The organism is Desulfuromonas acetexigens (genome assembly GCF_900111775.1).
GTDB lineage: Bacteria > Desulfobacterota > Desulfuromonadia > Desulfuromonadales > Trichloromonadaceae > Trichloromonas > Trichloromonas acetexigens.
This window is the reverse complement of the sequence record NZ_FOJJ01000040.1, coordinates 1-18,996: the sequence shown is the minus strand read 5'-3', so window position 1 is coordinate 18,996 and position 18,996 is coordinate 1. Positions and strand designations below refer to the sequence as shown.

Genomic DNA, 18,996 nt, shown 5'->3' with positions numbered 1-18,996 from the left:
CGGTTCCTGCGTCACCGCATCCTACGGCAATTTTGGAAAGGATTCGTCATTATGCGTCCTCTGCTGCTTTTCTTGCTATTGAGCCTATGCGCCTGCGAACCGCAACGGCAGGAATCCGCCGCTCCGGATACGAATACCGCCGTCGTTGCCGAAATCCCCCCGCGAAGCTTCACCGCGCTGCTGAAAGAACCCGCCGAACCCCGGCTGGTCGAGTCGCCGAGCGAGACCCTGGCCCTCTGGCGGCCGATGGGGGATGAGCGCCCGGCGCTCTTGCTGCTGGCCAACGATCCGTTGTTGCGCCCCTTGCCGCCGTCGTTGGCCGATGAGATTCTGCGCCTGACGCGGGAAGGGAGCCCGGACGAACTCCGTCGACGGGGGACGGCACGGGTTCCCGATCCCCTGCTGTTGCCGGAAATGACCGTGACTGCCGCCTTGCGGGCCGATTTTTTCAGTCGTCTGATCTGGGTGTTGCCTCTGGCGGCGGAAGGGGAAATGAATCTCGACACCCTGCGCGCCCAGTTGCGGGAGTACGGGGCGCTGACCGAGGAGGAAGCTGCCGCGCTGCGACTCGAAGCGGGGGGCGCAAGCGGCACGGCGCAGGGAATGCCGCTACGGATCGTGCCGCTGACGGCATTGACAGCCCCCACCGAGCCGGTCGTGCTGCACATCGACCTCAGCTATTTCCGCCCGCTTTATAAAGGGGAGATCAAAACCCCCCTCTATCCCCTGCTCGGGCAGACCCTGCAACAGTTGCGGGAGTTGGGGGTGAGGGCCGGGGCCGTGACGATTTCCCGTTCCAATCTCGACGGGGGCCTACCCCTGGAGACGCGCTTCATCGGCGGCGACCTGGCGGAACTGTTTCGCCGTCCGGAACAGCTCGATTCGCCCCTGCCCGAACTTTGGGATCAGCGTTCCCGCTCCCTCTACCTGGCCAACTTCTTCCAGAAGGAGTGGATTCGCGAACTGTTGGAAGAGATGCGGCAAAAGGCTCCCGAGAACGCTTCCGTGGCTTACGCCTATTATCAGATTCTGCGCCAGTTCCGCGAGGGAAGCGCCGCCCTCGCCGAACTCGAACGGGCCGTCGCCCTCGATCCCGCCTACGCCCGAGAATATCTCGACCTCGTTCCCCTGGCCTTGGAGAAGGAACAGCCGGAGGAGGCCCTGCGTATGCTCGATCTGGCGGCCAAGGCCTTCCCCGACGATCCCTTCATCCCCCTGGATCGCGCCGGGCTGCTGCTCCAGGCGGGGCGCGGCCGGGAGAGCCGGGAAATTCTGCAACGGCTGCAAAAACTTCCCTGGTCGCCGGTCTATTATTCCGAGTTGCCCCAGCGGCTGCAGGAGATGGCCGAAACCTCCGAAAGGCCCAACGTACCTACGCAATGATCCATGAATTTATTCGGTATTTTGGTCTGGTCAAACAAAGATTTGCGTGCTTAAATGAGGCGGTTTTCTCTTTCGCTAGGGAGTTATCCCATGGACCTGTCCCCTGGTCAGAAACGCCTGATTTATACGCTCTTTGCCCTCTCCGGCTGTGTTGCCCTGGTCTACGAGGTACTCTGGACCAAGTACCTGATTCTGACCTTCGGCGCCACCATCGAAGTGGTCAGTCTGGTGACCGCCACCTTCATGGCGGGGCTTGCCGGCGGCAGTCTGTTGCTGGGTCGTTACGCCGACCGTAACCGGCGCCTGCTGCTGGTCTATGCCCTGCTCGAAGGGGGCATCGCTCTCTTCGCCCTGACCTTTCCGCAAGCCCTCGATCTGGTCGAGGCGGTCTACATCCGCTCGCGCCAGGCCTTGCCCGATCATCCCGGCTTGACGACCCTGCTGCATTTGACCCTGGCGGCGCTGCTGCTCTTGCCGCCGGCGGTCTGCATGGGCGGCACCCTGCCGATCATGTGCCGCTTTTTCGTCAAAAGACGCTTGAGCGGCGAAATCGGCAAGCTCTACGCCCTCAACACCCTGGGGGCGACCCTCGGCGCTTTCGGGGCGGGCTATCTGCTGATTCCGTATTTTGGTCTGTCTTTGACGGGGTATCTCGGGGTCGCGGTCAATGGGCTCATTGCTCTTCTCGCCTGGCAGCTGGCACGGAAAATCTGCCGGAGGGCGGAAGGGGTCGCTCTTCCCCCGGCTCCGGAGACGCCCCTGCAGCCGCTGACCGGTTTCGCCTTTCTGCTGGTCAGCGTCATGCTCATCGGCGCTTACGGTTTGGCTTACGAAATCCTCTGGACGCGGGTGCTGCTCCTCTTCCTCGGCAACACCAGCTACGCTTTCGCCACCATGCTCAGCGCCTATCTGGTGGGGATCGCCCTGGGCGGCGCCATCTACGCCCGGCGGATTCGCCGAACCACGAACATCCCCGCGCTCTTCGCCCTGCTTACCGTCGGCATGGGCGCCTCGGTGGCTTTGACCGTCCCTTTCTATGACCGCCTCGCCCACGTTTTTCTTGCCGCGCACGATCTGGCGGGGGAGCACTGGTGGTTTCTGACCCTCGGCTATTTCCTCATCGCCTTTGCCGTCATGTGCGTACCGACCCTCCTTTCCGGCTCCCTGCTGCCGGCGGCGGTGGCCATGCTCGCCCCCGGCCCCGAGCAGACCGGGCGTGGCGTCGGCCTGATCGTGCTGCATAACACCCTGGGGGCGGTCCTGGGCAGTCTCCTCGCCGGCTTTGTCCTCATTCCCCAGCTCGGCATCCAGAACAGCTTCCGCCTGCTCGCCGCCCTCAATATCCTTTCCGGGCTGGCGCTCTTTGTCCGTTTCCGGGCCTGCCGCGCCGGGCGTCTCGCGGTACCGGCCCTGGCCTTGGCGGGATTCTCCGCCGTGGCGTTGCCGGCCGCCTGGAATCCGGCCTGGATGAACAGCGGCATTTATTGCTACGCGGAAAAATACCTGGAGATGGGCGGGCTGGAGAAGGTGCTGAGCGAGGAGCGAATCATCGACGTCATCGAAGGGACCGACACGACCGTGGCGGTACATGAAAGCCTGGATGGGCAGATGCGTTTCTTTACCGTGAACGGCAAGACCGACGGCGGCACCGGGCGCGATATGGGGACGCAGCTCCTGGTCAGCCACCTGCCCATGCTTCTTCATCCGCAGCCCCGGCGGGCGTTGGTCATCGGCCTGGGGACGGGGATCTCCTTGCGCGGACTTTCCGCCCACCCGACGGAGGCCATCGACTGCGTCGAGATTTCGCCGGAAGTGGTTAAAGCCTCGGCGTATTTTGCCGAGGCCAACGGCCGGGTGCTGGATGATCCCAAGGTGCGCCTGCTGGTCGAGGATGGGCGCAACCTGCTCCTCACGGAACGGCAAAGTTACGATGTTATCGTCTCCGAGCCCTCCAATCCCTGGCAGACCGGCAATGCCAATCTCTTCACTCTCGATTTTTACCGGCTGGCGGCACGGCGGCTGGCGGCGGACGGCATTTTCTGCCAGTGGCTCGGCCTCTACGACATCACCACGGAAAATCTGCGTATCGCCTGCCGCACCTTTCTCCAAGTCTTTCCCCACGCCCTCGTTTACACCTCGGGCTCGGACCTGATTCTGGTCGGCTCGCGGCAACCGCTGGTCATGGACTATCAGCGCCTGGCGCAACGCCTGGCGGTTCCGGCTATCGGCGCGGCCCTGACGCTGGCCCAGGTGGAGAGCCCGGGAGAGTTGGTGGCCGGACACTTCCTCTTTACCGAGGAGGCGCTGCGTACCTTCAGTGCGGGGACGGTGCTCAACACCGACGACCGGTCGATTCTCGAATATTCCGCCCGGCACAATATCGGGAAAAATACCCTGGGCCGGTTCCAGCGGGAAAACATGCAGGCCTTGAAATCGGCCGCCGAAAAGATTTTCCTCCCTCTTGACAACCTCGGCGCAAATCGCACCGCCGTCGCCCTGGCCCTGCGCGACCTCGCCGGCGGCTACGCCAAGGTCGGCCGCAAGCAGGAGGCGGAACATTTCATGAAAATGGCCGAGGAGTTATAGCTTGAAACCGTGAGGAGTGAGGCGTTAGGTGTGAGGAGAAGATCTTTACCCCTTACCCCTCACTCCTTACCTTTCTTCGTCTTCGAGGGGGGGCAGTGGTAGCAAAGGCAGGCGGTTCGCTTCAGGAACCGCCTTTACTTTTACTGAGCTGTTTCTGGCGGGTGAGGACGCGGCGCAGTTGTTCTTTCAGTTCGGGATCGTCAAGGGAGCCGAGGGTGGCTTCGATCTCCGCCCGATCGTTGTCATCGAGCGCGACCTTGAGCCAGGCGGGCGGGGCTGGAGGGACGGGCGGGGGGACGACCGGCGCATTCTTCCCCTGGCGCAGGAAGAGGTCGCGGAGCACCGCGCCCCCCAGGCGGTCATTGAGACGGCCGAGGAGCATCGGCTTCATCAGCTGCAACTGTTGCATCCATACCGGCTGGTCGACGCGGATTTCCAGCACCCCGTCGCGGATGCGCACCGGTCGGGCGCGGGCGGCGATTTGCGGGCCGACGGTTTCATCCCAGATCAGCCAGGTGCGGTATTCGCGGATCTTGTCCTCGAAACCCCGGGCGTGAAGGACATCCTCGACCAGGGCGCCGATGCGGGCGGCCCGGCGCATGCGCGGGCGGCTTTCCCGACTCACGGCCGGCGCCTGCGCTTGATGCTCCCCCCCAGCATTTGCCCGGCCAGGGCGCAGGCCAAGGTGAAAGGGACGGCCTCCCAGCCGAAGTCATAGCTGATGCGCATGGCCAGAATGAAAGGGATGGAGATGTGGATGTAGACGAACCAGCGCAGAGAGAACTTGCGGCTCGATTCGCGCAGGTAGCCCAGGGGCAGGTTGGCGAAGAAAGCGAAGCAGAGCAGGTTGGTCAGATGCATGGCCTGGGCGGATATCAAGTGCGATCCTCTCAACCCATCAGGATAACGGGCGACGGACGCGGCCGTAGACGGCGGCGAGCCGGGAAAGACGTTCGGCGATTTCCGGCTTGAGATCCCCGGGACGGTAGCGCCAGCCCCAGTTGCCGGTGGCCAGGCCGGGGGTGTTCATGCGGGCGTCGGCGCCGAGACCGAGAAGATCCTGCAGGGGGAGGATGCAGAGTTGGGCGACGCTCGCCTGGGCCAGGCGGATCAGATCCCAGGGCATCTCCCGCCCGCCGTGGCCGAGGTACTCCCGCACCCGGTCCCGTTCGGCCTTGGCGAGGGATTTCCACCAGCCGAGACTGGTGTCGTTGTCGTGGGTGCCGGTGTAGACGACGCAGTCGCGGGTCAGATTGTGGGGCAGGTAGGGGTTGTCGGCATCGCCGCCAAAGGCGAAGTGCAGAATCTTCATTCCCGGCAGGCCAAAGCCGTCGCGGAGCGCTTCCACCTCGGGGGTGATGATGCCGAGATCCTCGGCGATGAGCGGCAGATCTTCACCCAACTCCTGGCGCAGTCGGTTGAAGAGCGCCGTCCCCGGCACCGGCTCCCAACTCCCGTTGACGGCGGTCGGCTCCTCGGCGGGAATCGTCCAGCAGGCCTCGAAACCGCGAAAGTGGTCGATACGCACCAGGTCGGTGAGGGCGAGGTTGGCCCGGAAACGGGTCAGCCACCAGGCGAAGTCGTCCTCGACCATCCGCTCCCAGCGATAGAGGGGATTGCCCCAGCGCTGGCCTGTTTTGCTGAAGTAGTCGGGGGGCACCCCGGCGACGACCGTCGGTTGCTCCGTTGCATCGAGATGGAAAAGCTCAGGATTGGCCCAGACGTCGGCGGAATCGAAGGCGACGAAGATGGGGATGTCGCCGATCAGGCCGACGCCCTTGCGGTTGGCGTAATCCTTGAGGATGTGCCACTGCTCGAAAAAGACGAACTGGGCATATTTGTGGACATGGATCGCCTCGGCCAGCTCCGACCCCCAATGATGCAGGGCGCTCTGCTCGCGGCGGCGGATCCCTTCCGGCCAGCGGCTCCAGGACTGATCCTTGAACTGGCGGCGCAGAGCCTGGAAAATGGCGTGATCGTTGAGCCAGAAAGCCTGGTCGAGACAGAAGCGGTCGAAGGCGTCCCGTCGGGGTCTCGGGGCCTCGGCGGCGAAGGTCCGGGCGGCCTTGCGCAGCAGGCGCTCCTTGAGCCCCTGGACGAAGCCGAAATGGGCGACCCCTTCGGCCATGGCGATACCGCCGATGTCGGCCGCCTCCAGTTCGCCGCATTCCACCAGCCGCTCCAGGCTGATCAGCAGGGGATTGCCGGCGAAGGCGGAGTAGGCGCTGTAGGGGGAATGGCCGTAACCGGTGGGACCGAGAGGCAGAATCTGCCACCAGCTCTGCCCGGCGGCGGCAAGAAAATCGACAAAAGCAAAGGCTTCTCCGCCGAGGTCACCGAGACCGAAGCGGCCGGGCAGGGAAGTGGGGTGAAGCAGAACGCCGCTGGAGCGGGGAATGGGCATGGCTGGGACTCGTTATGGAGAGGGAAGGTGAGGCGTTAGGAGTGAAGTGTGAGGGGTGAGGAGAAGGTCTTTACCCTTCACTCATCATCTCTTACCCCTCACGACCGTTCCTTCAGGCTCAGTTTGCAGTGGACGCAGTGGCTGCCCCAGGAGGTGGAGAGCCCCTTCATGTGAAAGCGGTTACCGCAGCGCGGACAGAGGCTGAAGCTGACCATCACCCCGCCGATGGAGGCGAGGATCAGCCAGAATATGCCGACGCCGATGGCCAGCCCGTCGCCGCCGATCTTCAGGGCGATCCAGATAACCGGGATGTAGCTGAAAAAGACCGACCAGAGGAACTTTCGGCGCAGGCGGATGCCGGCCAACCGTTCATAGAATTCCTGGGTAGTAAATTCCGCCATGCCGACCTCCTTGGTGAGTTTTTCGAGTGGTCAATGATACCTTTCGCGCCCCCCGTGGTCAACGTCAATCTCCGTGTTTTCTGAAGGGTTTGGCCATCTCGCCGATTGACGGAGCGCCCCGGCTTGTTGTATTATTTCACGCTGCACGGGCTGCCTAGCGGCCCGCTTTTTGTTTGTCCCGATCGTTTCACCTTTGTTCATGGAGTACGTTTTGCAGAAATACAACCAGCAGGAAGTCGATTGCCGTCGCACCTTCGGCATTATCAGTCACCCCGACGCCGGGAAAACCACCCTCACGGAAAAACTGCTCCTTTTCGGCGGCGCCATCCAGATGGCCGGGGCGGTCAAGGCGCGCAAGGCCGCCCGCCACGCCACCAGCGACTGGATGGCGATGGAGCAGGAGCGCGGTATTTCGGTTACCAGCTCGGTGATGAAATTCAACTACCGCGATTACGAGGTCAACCTCCTCGATACCCCCGGCCACCAGGATTTCTCCGAGGACACCTACCGGGTGCTGACCGCCGTCGACTCGGCGCTGATGGTCATCGACAGCGCCAAGGGGGTCGAAACCCAGACCCGCAAGCTGATGGAAGTCTGCCGCATGCGCAACACCCCCATCATCACCTTCATCAACAAGCTCGACCGGGAGGGGCTCGAACCCCTCGATCTGCTCGCCGACATCGAGGAAACTCTGCAGGTCGAATGCGCGCCCCTCTCCTGGCCTATCGGCATGGGCAAGCGCTTCAAGGGGACCTACAACCTCTACCGCAAGGAGTTGCTCCTTTTCTCTCCCGGGAAGGAAACCCGCGGCAGCGACCTTTTGCGCATCACCGACCTGAGCGATCCCCAGTTGGATCAGCTGCTCGGCAGCCAGGCCGAAGAGTTGCGTCACGACATCGAGCTGCTTGAAGGGGCGGCCAATCCCTTCGAACTGGAAGAGTACCTGAAGGGCAACCAGACCCCGGTCTTCTTCGGCAGTGCCATCAACAACTTTGGCGTGCGCGAACTGCTCGACGCCTTCGTCGAGCTGGCTCCGGGTCCCAGCGCCCGGCAGACGACCACCCGCGAAGTTTCCCCCTACGAAGAGGCCTTTTCCGGTTTCGTCTTCAAGATCCAGGCGAACATGGACCCGATGCATCGCGACCGCATCGCTTTCATGCGCATCTGCTCCGGCAAATTCACCCGGGGGATGAAGATGCGCCACCACCGCATCGGCAAGGATATCAACGTCTCTAACGCCACCATCTTCATGGCCCAGGACCGCAGCAATGTCGAGGAGGCCTACCCCGGCGACATCATCGGCGTGCATAACCACGGCACCATCAAGATCGGCGACACCTTCACCGACAAGGAACCCCTCAAGTTCACCGGCATCCCCAGCTTCGCCCCGGAACATTTCCGTCGGGTTCGGCTGAAGAATCCGCTCAAGGTCAAGCAGCTGGAAAAGGGGCTGGTGCAGCTCGCCGAGGAGGGGGCAGTGCAGCTCTTCCGGCCGTTAATCTCTTCCGACTACATCCTCGGCGCCGTCGGCGTCTTGCAGTTCGATGTCATCGTCTCGCGTCTCAAAAACGAATACGGGGTCGACGCCCTCTACGAAGGGATCGAATACGCCACCGCTCGCTGGATCGAGTGCGCAGACAAGAAGAAGCTGGCCGAGTTCGAGAAGAAAAACCAGGGCAGCCTGGCCCTCGACGCCGAAGGCAATCTGACCTACCTCGCCTCCAGCGATTGGCGCCTCGGCCACGTCGCCGAGCAGTGGCCGGAGGTGAAGTTCCACAAGACGCGGGAGCATAACTGATAAGGGCAAAAGCGGCCTCGCTCCCGTTCGCTTCGCTCTCTTGAGCACGCAGAGGACGCAGAGAAAATCTTCAGAAATTTCGGGGTTCTCTGTGTTCTCCGCGTGCTCTAGCGACTGTAAGGAGCGGGCGAGAGGCCGCTTTTTCTGCCGCGATTTTTCTGCAAAGGAGTCGGCTAATGACGACGATATATCCGCCTCGGACCCGGATTAAGGACGCCCTGGCTGCCGAGCGGGAGGTTTCCGAACTCTGCGTCAAGGGCTGGGTGCGGACGGTACGCCGGAGCAAGGAGGTGGCTTTTCTCGCCCTCAACGACGGCTCCTGCTTTGCCTCCATCCAGATCGTGCTGGAGCCAACCATGGCTGGTTTCGAAGAGGCCGCCCGCCTTGGCACCGGCGCCTGCGTCGCTGTCGCCGGCACGCTGGTGCCGTCGCCGGCGTCCGGCCAGCGCTGGGAGGTGAAGGCGGCGCGGGTCGAGATCCTCGGCGATGCCGATGAAGAGTACCCTCTGCAGAAAAAGCGCCACAGCCTCGAATACCTGCGCACCATCGCCCACCTGCGCCCGCGCTCCAATACCTTCGGCGCGGTCTTTCGGGTGCGCAGCGCCCTCTCTTTCGCCATCCACAACTTCTTCCGCGAACGGGGCTTCCTCTACGTTCACACCCCGATCATCACCGCCAACGACTGCGAAGGGGCCGGGGAGATGTTCCGGGTCACCACCCTCGATCCCCTGAAGCCACCCGTCAAGGAGGCGAAGGTCGACTGGGCCGAGGATTTCTTCGGCGAAAAGGCCGGATTGACCGTCAGCGGCCAGTTGCAGGGGGAACTCTTCGCCACCGCCTTTGCCGACATCTACACCTTCGGCCCGACCTTTCGTGCCGAAAACTCCCACACCAGCCGCCACGCTTCGGAATTCTGGATGATCGAGCCGGAGATGGCCTTCTGCGATCTCGCCGGCGACTGCGCCCTGGCCGAGGATTTCCTCCGCTACCTGGTGACCTTCGCCCTCAATGAATGCGGCGAAGACCTTGCTTTTTTCGACGAGCGGGTCGAAAAGGGGCTGCTCGCCAAGCTCGAAGCCCTGGCCACGGCCCGCTTCGAGCGCATCAGTTACAGCGAAGCGGTCGAGAGGCTGCAAAGCTCCGGCCAGAGCTTCGAATTTCCGGTGGAGTGGGGCTGCGACCTGCAATCGGAACACGAGCGCTATCTGACGGAAAAAGTGGTGGGCGGGCCGGTCTTCGTCACCGACTATCCGGCGGCGATCAAGGCTTTTTACATGCGCCTCAATGACGACGGCAAGACCGTGGCGGCCATGGACCTCCTCGTTCCCCGGGTTGGCGAGATCATCGGTGGCAGCCAGCGGGAGGACCGGCACGACGTGCTGTTGCAACGCATGGCGGCGTGTAAGATCGTGCCGGAAAGCCTCCCCTGGTACCTCGACATCCGCCGCTGGGGGAGTTGTCCCCACGCCGGTTTCGGTCTCGGCTTCGAGCGCCTGATCATGTATCTGACCGGTATGGAAAACATCCGCGACGTCATCCCTTTTCCGCGCACCCCGGGCAACGCCAAGTTTTGAAAATCCTTCTCGATGGATTCAACGCAAAAATCCCCTCGCGGCACCGGCCGGAGGGGATTTTTGCGTTGGGCAAAGGGGTTGATCTACTTTTCGCCCTTGGCCACCGGGAAGCCCGCTTCGTCCCAGGCCTTGATGCCGCCAGGGCAGCGGTAGACATTGGTGTAGCCGAGTTTGACCGCCCACAGGGCGCCGTTGTGGGAGCGGGTGCATTTGGTGAAGCCGCAGTAGAAGACCAGAGGGCGATTCAGATCGGGTCCGAGCAGTTCCAGGAATTTGGCCTGGGTCGCCTCGTCGATCTCGGTCATTTCCGGGATGGGGAACTCGAACTGCGTCGCGCCGGGTATGTGCTGCTTCACGTAGCTGTCGGCGAAGGGCATGGTGTCGATGATGAGCATCGCCTTGTTTTCCTTGACCCAGCCGTTCAGTTCATCGGTGGTGACGATACCGTAGCCGCCGCGCGCGACTTCACGGGCGAAGGTCGCGGCAATTTTTTCCGTTTCCACTTCCTTTTTGCCCCAGGCGGCCTGGGCGGGAGCGGTGGCGGAAGCGCCGAGAGCGACGGCGAGAAAGAGGATGGCAGCCAGTTTTTTCATGTTGGTCTCCTTGGGATGGGGTTGGGTTCGTGGCCGGCTGTGCCGGTAACGGACGTACAGCAGATAAAAGGCCAAAGCCAGCAAGAACCAGTCGCGGATGAAGGCTTCGCGCAGACCGTCCTGTTCACCCAGTTCGGCGCTGGAAAAACAGCCGCAGTCGATGTCGAGATTGTGCAGGATGCCGAACCAGAGGACGGCGATGAAAAGGAGCAGCATGGCGACGATCCCCTCCAGTCCGCCGCGCCGATTCAGGGCCGTCGCCAGTCCCGCCAGCACTTCAAGCAAAGGGAGGCCGATGGCGACAACCGGCAGTAAGGGTTCGGGCACCAGGTCGTAGCGGGAGATAACGGCAGCGAAGGCTTTTGGATCGGCCAGCTTGACCACCCCCGACCAGAGGAACAATCCCCCCAGAAAGAGGCGCAGGAGAAGATTGGCCAGGCCCGGCAAGCGGGATGAAGACATGGTGTTTCCCCGGGATGAAGTCGAATCGAGAACGGGCGCAACGCTAACCGAACCGGCGCCGGGAAGCAAATAGGAAATCGTGAAAGAAATGATGCTTGCGATAGGTAAAAGCTATTGCGGGGGCGTTCTGTCGATGTGGGCGAGGCTGACGACGCGTGGGGCTCTAGGGGTGGGCCGGAAGGAAATCGAGGAAGGTTTGCGCCAGGGGGGTGAGTTGGCGATTCTTGCGCTGAACCAGATAAAAGGGGCGGGTCATGGGCACGCCGGTTAGGGGAATCCGCACCAGGGCGCCGTTTTTCAGATCCTCTTCCACTGCCAGGTTGGAGAGGATGGAGAGGCCGAGCCCGGCTTTGATCCCCTGCCGGATGGCGTCGCTGCTCCCCATCTCGGCGACGACGTCGAGCCGCGCCGGGTCGAACCCCGCTTCGCCGAGGGCGCGGGTCATGACGTCGCGGGTGCCGGAACCTTCTTCCCGCATCAGGAAAGGGTGGCGGCAAAGGTCGGCGGGGGCGACTTTCTCCTGCCGGGTCAGGGGGTGGCCGGGGGGCGCCGCCAGGATCAGTTCATCGGCGAAGATTTCCCGGGCCGTCAGATCCGGATGTCTGCCCTGGTCGCCGATAATCGCCAATTCCAGCTCGCCCTGAGCCAGGTCCTGGCGAATCCGGCCGCTGCCGGCGATACGCAGGGTCAGGCGGATCTCTGGATGCTCTTCCTTGAAACGACGGATCAGCGGCGGCAGCAGGTAGGCCCCGGGGATGGTGCTGGCACCGATGGTCAGATGGCCGGAGAGTTTTCCGCGAAAGTCGGCCAGGGCCTGCACCGCTTCGTCCCGCAGTCGCAGCATGCGGCGGGCGTAGCGGTAGAGAATGTCACCGGCGGGGGTGGGCAGAACCTGGCGGCCGAGGCGGTCGAGGAGCTTTTCGCCGAGGGATTCTTCCAGCAGACGAATGTGCTCGCTCACCGTCGGCTGTGCCAGCAGGGTCGCCTCTGCCGCCTTGGTGAAGCTTTGCTGTTCGACGACCCGGCAGAAAATTTCCAGGCGGCGAATGTCGATCAGCGCGCCGTCGCTCATACCGATTCGGGGGGCGACGCTTTAGGCCATTTGAGCAGAACCTTGAGCAGCCCGAGGAGTCCGACGCCGAAAAAGAAGAAGCCCCGCCATTTGCCCGGTTCTTTGCCCTCGGAAACGAAAAGGATGTTTTCCGCCACGGGCGTGCCGAGTTCCTGGGTCAACTTCACGAGCTTGTCGCGGTTGCCGCTGGCGATCAGGCCGCCGACTTTGGTGCCGGTCAGGTCGCGGCGGATGGTGAAGCGTTCACGGTTTTCTTCAAGAAAACGCCGTTGCTCCGTTTCCGAATCCTGGCGGAAATGATAGGTGCCGAAGAGGTCGAGCAGGGCCGGGTCGCGGGTTTCGACCAGCACCTGAAAGCCAGGGGCGGCGGGGTCGCTCTTTAAGGGAATGAGCAGGGCGTCGAGTTCGATGCTCCCCGAGGTGGAAATTGCCCCGAGAAGATCGAGGCTGCCGCCGGTGATATGGAGCCATTCCCGGGTTTCGGCGCCTTGTTCCAGTTCGGTGATGGTCACCGCCAGGGGTGCGCGGTTGCGCAGAAAGAAGGAAATCTCCGTCCAACCGAGAAAGAGGAGGACCAGGCAGATGGCGAGCAGAGTAAAGCGAAAACGTTTCATGGGCAATCCTCGAAAAAAAGTGGGCCGCCTTGAGGGCGGCCCACAGTATGGCAAATCGCTGGGTTGCTGACAACCCCATTTAAAATCAGGCGGTTTCGGCCGCTTCTTCGGGGACCACGTCCTTCTGGGTCATCAGCGAGACGATCACCAGGGCAAGGAAGCTCAGGGGGATGGAAATCGCCGCCGGGCTGTTGAAGGAGATCGGCGCGTCGCTGGGGAGCAGGCCGTAGCGGATGTACATGTCAGGGCTGATGAGAATCAGGCCCATGGCCGAAACCAGGCCGACGCCGATCGACCAGGCCACACCCTTGGCGGTCGTCTTCTTCCAGAAGAGCAGCATCAGGATCGCCGGCAGGTTGGCGGAAGCCGCCAGGGCGAAGGCCCAGCCGACGAGGAAGGAGACGTTCATCCCCTCGAAGACGATGCCCAGGTAGATGGCGATGCAGCCGACGACCACGGCCGAGATCTTGCCCGCCAGAACCTTGCCCGTGTCGGTCATCTTCATGCCAAGGAAGTTGTCCATCAGGTCGTGGGCGACAGCGCCGGAGGCGGCGACGATCAGACCGGAGACGGTGCCGAGGACGGTGGCGAAGGCGATGGACGAGATGATCGCGAAGAGTACCACGCCGAAGGAAAGAGCCAACAGCGGGGCGGACATGTTGTTGTCCATGATGTTGATGACGCCGTTGGTCATGGCGCCGATGCCCATGAAGACCGTGAGGATGTAGAAGAAGCCGATGGCGGCGATGGCGACGATGGTCGACTTACGGGCCGCAGCCTGGCTCGGCACGGTGTAGTAGCGGATCAGGATGTGGGGCAGGGCGGCGGTACCGCAGAAGAGCGCCAGCATCAACGAGATGAAGTTGAATTTCTGGGAGAAGGTGGCGTTATCGACCTTGAACTTCAGGCCCGGGCGCAGCACCTGGCTGCCGGGAGTCGGCTTCTGGTAATAGATGGTGTAGGTGTCGCCGGCGTCCTTGATGATCTTCGATCCCCAGAGAACGACGGTGCTGTTCTGCATGGTTTTGAGGAAGGCGAAGGGGCCGATGGCGCCGGTCTCGGCGACGGTTTCACCTTTGTAGTTGATTTCCTTCATGTGGCCGACGGGGAAGAACTTGCCTTCTTCGGCAGTGCCGCCGTTGTAGGAGGTTTCACCATTGGCGAGGGTCGCCTTGTAGAGGGTTTCCTCCAGTTCGAAGGTGCCGGCGCTGGTCTCTTTCATTACCCAGATGCTGGGGATGCCGTCCTTGGTCAATTTAACGAAACCGGCTTCGCGCAGGGCCGAAGAATTCCAGTCGGCGGCAGGGGCGTAGCCAGCCTCGGAAACTTCCAGGCTGCCGCTTTCGGTCATCGTCGCCTGCAGGGTGACGAAGTTGTGGTAAGGCTTGTCGCCGCCCTGGTCGGGAGCGGTGGAGAGGCCGCGAGTGAGGACGGCGATGACCAGGATGGTGGAGAAGATAATCAGCAGACCGCCCTTCATGAACTGCACGTAGGTGGTCGAGGCCATACCGGCGGTGGCGACGATGATGGTCACGACCACGCCGACGATGATGACGCCGGCGGCATGGGGCAGGCCGAGGAGCGGGGTCACCAGGGTGCCGGCACCGACCATCTGCGGAATCAGGTAGAAGACCGAGACGATCAGGGTGCTGATGGCGGCCATCAGCTGGATGCCCTTGCTGTTGAATTTGGAGTCGAGGGCGTCGGTAAAGGTGTATTTACCCAGGCGCTTCATCGGCTCCGCGACCAGGAAGAGGGCGACCATCCAACCCGCCAGGTAACCGATGGCGTACATCCAGCCATCATAACCGGCGGTGGCGATCATGCCGCAGATGCCGAGGAACGACGCGGCCGAGAGGTAGTCGCCGGCGAAGGCTATACCATTGGTGAACCAGTGGATGTTGCCGCCGGCGGCATAGTAGCCGGCTGACGAGGTGGTGCGGCGCCCCAGGTAGAAGGAGAGGCCAACGACAAAGAGAACGAAACCGAGAAAGAGGGCGATAGCCAACGGAGACTGTGCGTAGATCATTGGTTAAATCCCCCTTATTTATTCATGCGCGTCTCTGCCGCGGTGCAGAGACGGTTGTAGATCATGGCCAGGATGAAGGCACAGACGATCAGGCCGAGGCCGTAGATGATCGCCAGGTTGACGCCGCCGATGGTCATTTCCATGAGTGAGGGTTTGACCGTGTTGATGAGCATGAAGCCTGCGTAAAAGAGGGTGTAGAAGATGAACATTTGCACGCCCAGGCGGGTTTTGTAGGCCGAGGCGTTGTCTTTGCCGAGTTTGACTGCTGGTCCGTGTCCCATGGTTACTCCTTTTTGAAACGATGAGGAAAAGTCGGGTGGTTTTGGTTCGAGGGCCCCGACTGCTTTCGAGGGTTTGCAGATAGAGGTAAGGGATCCGCTGCCGGTTTTGCTGCTTGATTTCACCTCCTTTTTTGGCCGATATGCCCTCCCCGAGGGCGGGGGAGGGCAGCGGAATTACCTATGATCAAACATTTTTTGATAAGTATGGATTTTTTCGTCATCCCTTGGTAGATTTTGCCATCCATTGGGTGTTTCGGTCCGCGCTATAATACGTCGTTATAAAATCATGTCAATATAAATTTTTTTGAAATATCGCACTTTATCCCAGGCCGATGGGCGAGTTTTCTGCGCTATAGAGAAATTTTTCAGGTTGAAAAACAAACTGTTAATTTTTTAAAAAGGCGTTACGAAAAGGCGTTCCTGCTCCGTCGCTCTTATTCTTTTGGGGGGATAAAGGGCTGTTTCGGCAGAATTTTTACCGAATGCGGGCGGAGGGAGGACGGAAGGGGTTGCCTGGGAGAGGGGCTTTCGCGATAAGATAAGTCCGGGAACCGGACAGGGAGGGAATGGGTATGGCGACACTCGAATACAAGGTCATCGAAGAGTCGGTGGTCACCGACGAGAATCTGGAAGCTATTCTCAATCGCTGGGTCGCCGAAGGCTGGCGCTACGACGGCATGCAGTTTGCCATGCGCGAGGGGAGCAAGCGTCCGGCCATGGCTTTCGTTTTCTTTACCCGGCAGCGGGAGGACTGAAGACTCAGTCCTCCCGCGTTTCGACATCCTGGTAGTAGAGGGTTTTGCGGGGATCGGAGGAGGGACTCGCGCCGCAGCGCCGGCAGACCGGTTCGTCGACTTCATCTTCGCTGACCGGAGTGGTCGGGATTTCCAGTTCCAGCGGGGTGCCGCCGCAGGTACAGAACCATTTTCGCTCAACGCCCATGGTGTCCTCCCTTTCTCGGTGAGTTCCGTTTCGCGTCGCGCTCGCCTCCCCATTATGCCAGAGCTCACCCCGGTCTCAAGGGCGGCGGGGGATTTCAGTAGGCCAGGCCGGTTTTCTTGCGCACCTTGCGCAGGGTTTTCAGCGCCGTGTGGCGGGCCTTCTCCGCCCCTTGCGCGAGGATGCTCCGCAGTTCATCGGTGTTGGCCAGCAGTTCCTTGCGCCGTTCGGCATAGGGGGCGAAGAAATCCCGCACCGTCACGAACAGCTCTTCCTTGACCTCGCCGTAGCCCATCCCCCCCGCTTCGTAGCGGCGGCGAAGGTCAGCTTCCTGCTCCTTGTCCATGAACAGCCGGTAGATCTGGAAGACGTTGCAGGTGTCGGGATTTTTCGGCTCTTCCACCGGGGTCGGGTCGGTGACGATGCGCATGATCTGCTTGCGCAGGGCCTTTTCCTCCTGAAAGAGGTCGATGGTGTTGCCGTAGCTCTTGCTCATCTTCTGCCCGTCGAGCCCCGGCACCGTGGCGACGTCCTCGTCGATCTCCGGTTCCGGCAGGGTGAAGATGTCGCCATACTCGTTGTTGAACTTGATGGCGATATCGCGGGTCACTTCCACGTGCTGTTTCTGATCCTTGCCTACCGGCACCTTCTCGCTCTGATAGAGCAGGATATCCGCCGCCATCAGCACCGGATAGGCGAAGAGACCGTGGTTGGCGGCGATGCCACGGGAGGTCTTGTCCTTGAAGCTGTGGCAGCGCTCCAGCAGGCCCATCGGCGTGAAGTTGGAGAGCGCCCAGGTCAGCTCCTGCACTTCGGGGACGTCCGACTGCACCCAGAAGATGCTCTTTTCTGGGTCCATCCCCAGGGCCAGGAAGTTGGCCGCCGCCTCCAGCGTCCCCTTGGCCAACGCCTTGCCGTCGGAGACCGAGGTCATGGCGTGGTAGTTGGCGATAAAGCAGAAGAGTTCGTGGTTTTCCTGGTGCTCGATCATCTTCTTCATCATGCCGAAGAAGTTGCCCAGGTGCAGGGAGCCCGAAGGCTGGATGCCGGATAAGACGCGCATGTCGTTACCTCTGTTTAATTGGTGATTAGTGATTGGTTGTTGGTGATTGGTCAAAGCGGCCTCGCGCCCGTTCGCTTCGCTCTCTAGAGCACGCAGAGATCGCGGAGAAAGTCTTTTAAAGTCTTGTTTTGTGGTTATCTCTGTGCCCTCTCCGAGCTCTAGCGACTGCAAGGAGCGGGCGAGAGACGATTTCAACAAAAAAAGCCGCGGTTTTTGGCCGCGGCTGGTGCTGGTTCATTCGTTCCGCGACCTGGTTCGGTTCGCGGCATGATGCAATATGATCGACGCGCGGACCGGCTAAAAAGAGGCCCAGCGCCACCAATTCTTCGTGCTGTTCAGGTTTTCGAAGGTCAGCGTTTTCATGGCCGGCAGATTAACAACTCCGCATCGATCCGTCAACGGGGAAAATCACAAGCCGGCAAGGGGAGGGCTGGGTTATACTGGCATGATTTTGGATACCGGAAAAAGGGGATGGGCATGAGCAGAGCCGGGTGGATTTTAACGGTGTGTATGTTGGCGGCGCTGATCGGAACTCCGGTCGGGGCGGCCAAGAACGATGCCCGCCCCGGCGGGCTGGTGGCCGCCTCCTTCGGTCCTGCCGGGCTCGGTTTGCCCGTGGGCAAGCTGGTGACGACCTTGCATTATCGGTACATGGAGACGGACGGGGTGCGCTACCACCGTGACAAACTGAACGGCAACGGAAAGCTAACCAAACACATCGGCGTCATTAAGCTGCGCTACGGTCTCGCTCCGGGGTTGGACATCCGTTCGTCGGTGACCCTTTACGACATCGAACGCAAGAACCGCAAAACCGGGGATTCCGAGGATCTGGGTTCGGTTGGCGACGCCATCCTCTGTCTGCATGCGGTCCTTCTCGATCAGAGTAAAGGGGCGCCCTTCAGCCTGGCCGTGGATACCGCCGCCGTTCTGCCGACGGCGAACGTCAGCGACAAAAGCGTCGATTCCCTCGGTAACCGCGCCTGGGGCGCGGGCTTCGGTCTCGGGCTCACACGCTTTTTGCGTTCCCACCGCTTCGACCAGGAACTCCATTACTTCACCTTCACCGAAGGGGAACACGACTACCGCAATCCCGACCGCCTTCGCTGCAACACCGCCTGGACCTGGGCCTTGAACAAATATGTCGACGTCGGGGTGGAATCCCTCTTCGAGTGGAACGGCGAAAGCGAGCGGAACAATCAGCGACGGGACGACTCGAAGCGGGAATGGTACGTCGGCCCGAAACTTTCCTTCAAACACCAGCCGACGGCGATCAACGCGGGCGTGCTGATCACCTACCCCGTCTACCGCTGGTACGAAAACCCCAAGGGCACCCCCTCGGACGGCTATCGCTTCGAGATCAGGCTGAGCAAGGTGTTTGATCTGTTCTGAAAATTTTTGCGGGCGCGGGAAGGGCGGCGGGGTTGGCCTATGTCACCTTCGGTCCCCATCAGAAAACCTCCGGTTGTTTCGGACCCTTCTTCACAAAATTGTTGCCGACGGGCTTTTGGCCAAGATTTCCTGGGGGGTATGATGGCGGCGTCGAGGAGTTGGGGGGCGCGTTTTTTCAGCAGGACGCTGTCATCGACTTTTTGGCGGATGGCACCCTGAACCGTGAGAATATGTCCATCGCGTACCCGCATTGGAAAGATGTGGGTATGTTTTTAAATTTTTGTAACTATTCAGCAGGGCAGTGAAAAAAGTTCTTGACACGGTTTTTCAGCAAAAAGCTGAAATCGGGGGTGCGTTGGCCTAGCTCCATGAAAGGCACGGTGCAGGCCTCTTCGCTGGGCCTGGTGC

At 61.4% G+C, this 18,996-nt stretch carries 18 protein-coding genes; 7 read left to right on the top strand and 11 right to left on the bottom strand.

Going from position 1 to position 18,996, the window contains the following annotated elements; all coding sequences use genetic code 11:
* The first annotated feature begins 51 nt into the window (after window positions 1-51).
* The gene (locus BQ4888_RS15745; protein WP_092058404.1) at window positions 52-1,383 is read left to right on the top strand and encodes a tetratricopeptide repeat protein; all 1,332 of its coding nucleotides are present in this window, start codon (window positions 52-54) and stop codon (window positions 1,381-1,383) included.
* A 90-nt stretch (window positions 1,384-1,473) separates the two neighbouring features.
* Window positions 1,474-3,969 carry a spermine/spermidine synthase domain-containing protein gene (locus tag BQ4888_RS15740; RefSeq protein WP_170232906.1) on the top strand — a complete coding sequence of 832 codons (2,496 nt, stop codon included), beginning with the start codon at window positions 1,474-1,476 and terminating at the stop codon, window positions 3,967-3,969.
* Between the two features lie 121 nt (window positions 3,970-4,090).
* Here the strand turns inward: BQ4888_RS15740 and BQ4888_RS15735 are convergent, their stop codons facing one another.
* From BQ4888_RS15735 to BQ4888_RS15720, 4 genes are all read right to left on the bottom strand, one after another.
* Window positions 4,091-4,594: a DciA family protein gene (locus BQ4888_RS15735; protein WP_092058400.1), complete on the bottom strand. Its 504-nt coding sequence runs from the start codon at window positions 4,592-4,594 to the stop codon at window positions 4,091-4,093.
* Entirely contained in the window at window positions 4,591-4,848 is a 258-nt protein-coding gene (locus tag BQ4888_RS15730) for a hypothetical protein (RefSeq protein ID WP_240746368.1), read from the bottom strand. The genes BQ4888_RS15735 and BQ4888_RS15730 overlap by 4 nt, the downstream gene beginning before the upstream one ends.
* A gap of 19 nt (window positions 4,849-4,867) precedes the next feature.
* Window positions 4,868-6,373, bottom strand: coding sequence for a 4-alpha-glucanotransferase (gene malQ, locus BQ4888_RS15725; protein ID WP_092058398.1), 1,506 nt, complete (start codon window positions 6,371-6,373; stop codon window positions 4,868-4,870).
* Between the two features lie 98 nt (window positions 6,374-6,471).
* Window positions 6,472-6,774 carry a hypothetical protein gene (locus BQ4888_RS15720; RefSeq protein WP_092058396.1) on the bottom strand — a complete coding sequence of 101 codons (303 nt, stop codon included), beginning with the start codon at window positions 6,772-6,774 and terminating at the stop codon, window positions 6,472-6,474.
* Between the two features lie 211 nt (window positions 6,775-6,985).
* On the opposite strand from BQ4888_RS15720, the gene BQ4888_RS15715 reads away from it, so the two are divergent.
* Window positions 6,986-8,572 (top strand): peptide chain release factor 3, encoded by a 1,587-nt coding sequence (locus BQ4888_RS15715; protein ID WP_092058393.1) that lies wholly within the window; start codon window positions 6,986-6,988, stop codon window positions 8,570-8,572.
* Window positions 8,573-8,748: 176 nt separating this feature from the next.
* Window positions 8,749-10,146, top strand: coding sequence for an asparagine--tRNA ligase (asnS, locus tag BQ4888_RS15710; protein ID WP_092058391.1), 1,398 nt, complete (start codon window positions 8,749-8,751; stop codon window positions 10,144-10,146).
* Window positions 10,147-10,229: 83 nt separating this feature from the next.
* On the opposite strand, the gene BQ4888_RS17735 is transcribed toward asnS, so the two are convergent.
* From BQ4888_RS17735 to BQ4888_RS15685, 5 genes are all read right to left on the bottom strand, one after another.
* On the bottom strand, window positions 10,230-11,201 hold the full coding sequence (locus BQ4888_RS17735) for a MauE/DoxX family redox-associated membrane protein (protein WP_092058390.1): 972 nt from the start codon (window positions 11,199-11,201) through the stop codon (window positions 10,230-10,232).
* A 163-nt stretch (window positions 11,202-11,364) separates the two neighbouring features.
* Complete coding sequence (locus tag BQ4888_RS15700; protein ID WP_240746367.1) at window positions 11,365-12,273, bottom strand: selenium metabolism-associated LysR family transcriptional regulator; 909 nt, start codon at window positions 12,271-12,273, stop codon at window positions 11,365-11,367.
* Complete coding sequence (locus BQ4888_RS15695) at window positions 12,270-12,887, bottom strand: hypothetical protein (protein ID WP_092058387.1); 618 nt, start codon at window positions 12,885-12,887, stop codon at window positions 12,270-12,272. The genes BQ4888_RS15700 and BQ4888_RS15695 overlap by 4 nt, the downstream gene beginning before the upstream one ends.
* 85 nt (window positions 12,888-12,972) lie before the next feature.
* Window positions 12,973-14,916 carry a sodium/solute symporter gene (locus tag BQ4888_RS15690; RefSeq protein ID WP_092058385.1) on the bottom strand — a complete coding sequence of 648 codons (1,944 nt, stop codon included), beginning with the start codon at window positions 14,914-14,916 and terminating at the stop codon, window positions 12,973-12,975.
* 14 nt (window positions 14,917-14,930) lie between these two features.
* Window positions 14,931-15,197: a DUF485 domain-containing protein gene (locus tag BQ4888_RS15685; protein ID WP_092058383.1), complete on the bottom strand. Its 267-nt coding sequence runs from the start codon at window positions 15,195-15,197 to the stop codon at window positions 14,931-14,933.
* Window positions 15,198-15,769: 572 nt separating this feature from the next.
* Between BQ4888_RS15685 and BQ4888_RS15680 the strand changes: the two genes are divergently transcribed.
* A complete protein-coding gene (locus tag BQ4888_RS15680; protein WP_092058381.1) occupies window positions 15,770-15,952 on the top strand; it encodes a DUF4177 domain-containing protein in 183 nt (60 codons plus the stop codon).
* 4 nt (window positions 15,953-15,956) lie between these two features.
* Here BQ4888_RS15680 and BQ4888_RS15675 read toward each other — a convergent pair whose 3' ends face one another.
* Entirely contained in the window at window positions 15,957-16,139 is a 183-nt protein-coding gene (locus tag BQ4888_RS15675; RefSeq protein WP_092058379.1) for a hypothetical protein, read from the bottom strand.
* A gap of 94 nt (window positions 16,140-16,233) precedes the next feature.
* Window positions 16,234-17,199: a tryptophan--tRNA ligase gene (gene trpS, locus BQ4888_RS15670; protein WP_092058377.1), complete on the bottom strand. Its 966-nt coding sequence runs from the start codon at window positions 17,197-17,199 to the stop codon at window positions 16,234-16,236.
* A gap of 477 nt (window positions 17,200-17,676) precedes the next feature.
* Here trpS and BQ4888_RS15665 point away from each other — a divergent pair, with 477 nt between their 5' ends.
* Together BQ4888_RS15665 and BQ4888_RS17440 are read left to right on the top strand one after the other, a co-directional pair.
* On the top strand, window positions 17,677-18,588 hold the full coding sequence (locus BQ4888_RS15665) for a transporter (protein ID WP_092058651.1): 912 nt from the start codon (window positions 17,677-17,679) through the stop codon (window positions 18,586-18,588).
* A gap of 32 nt (window positions 18,589-18,620) precedes the next feature.
* The gene (locus BQ4888_RS17440) at window positions 18,621-18,893 is read left to right on the top strand and encodes a hypothetical protein (protein WP_140396687.1); all 273 of its coding nucleotides are present in this window, start codon (window positions 18,621-18,623) and stop codon (window positions 18,891-18,893) included.
* Window positions 18,894-18,996 lie beyond the last annotated feature (103 nt).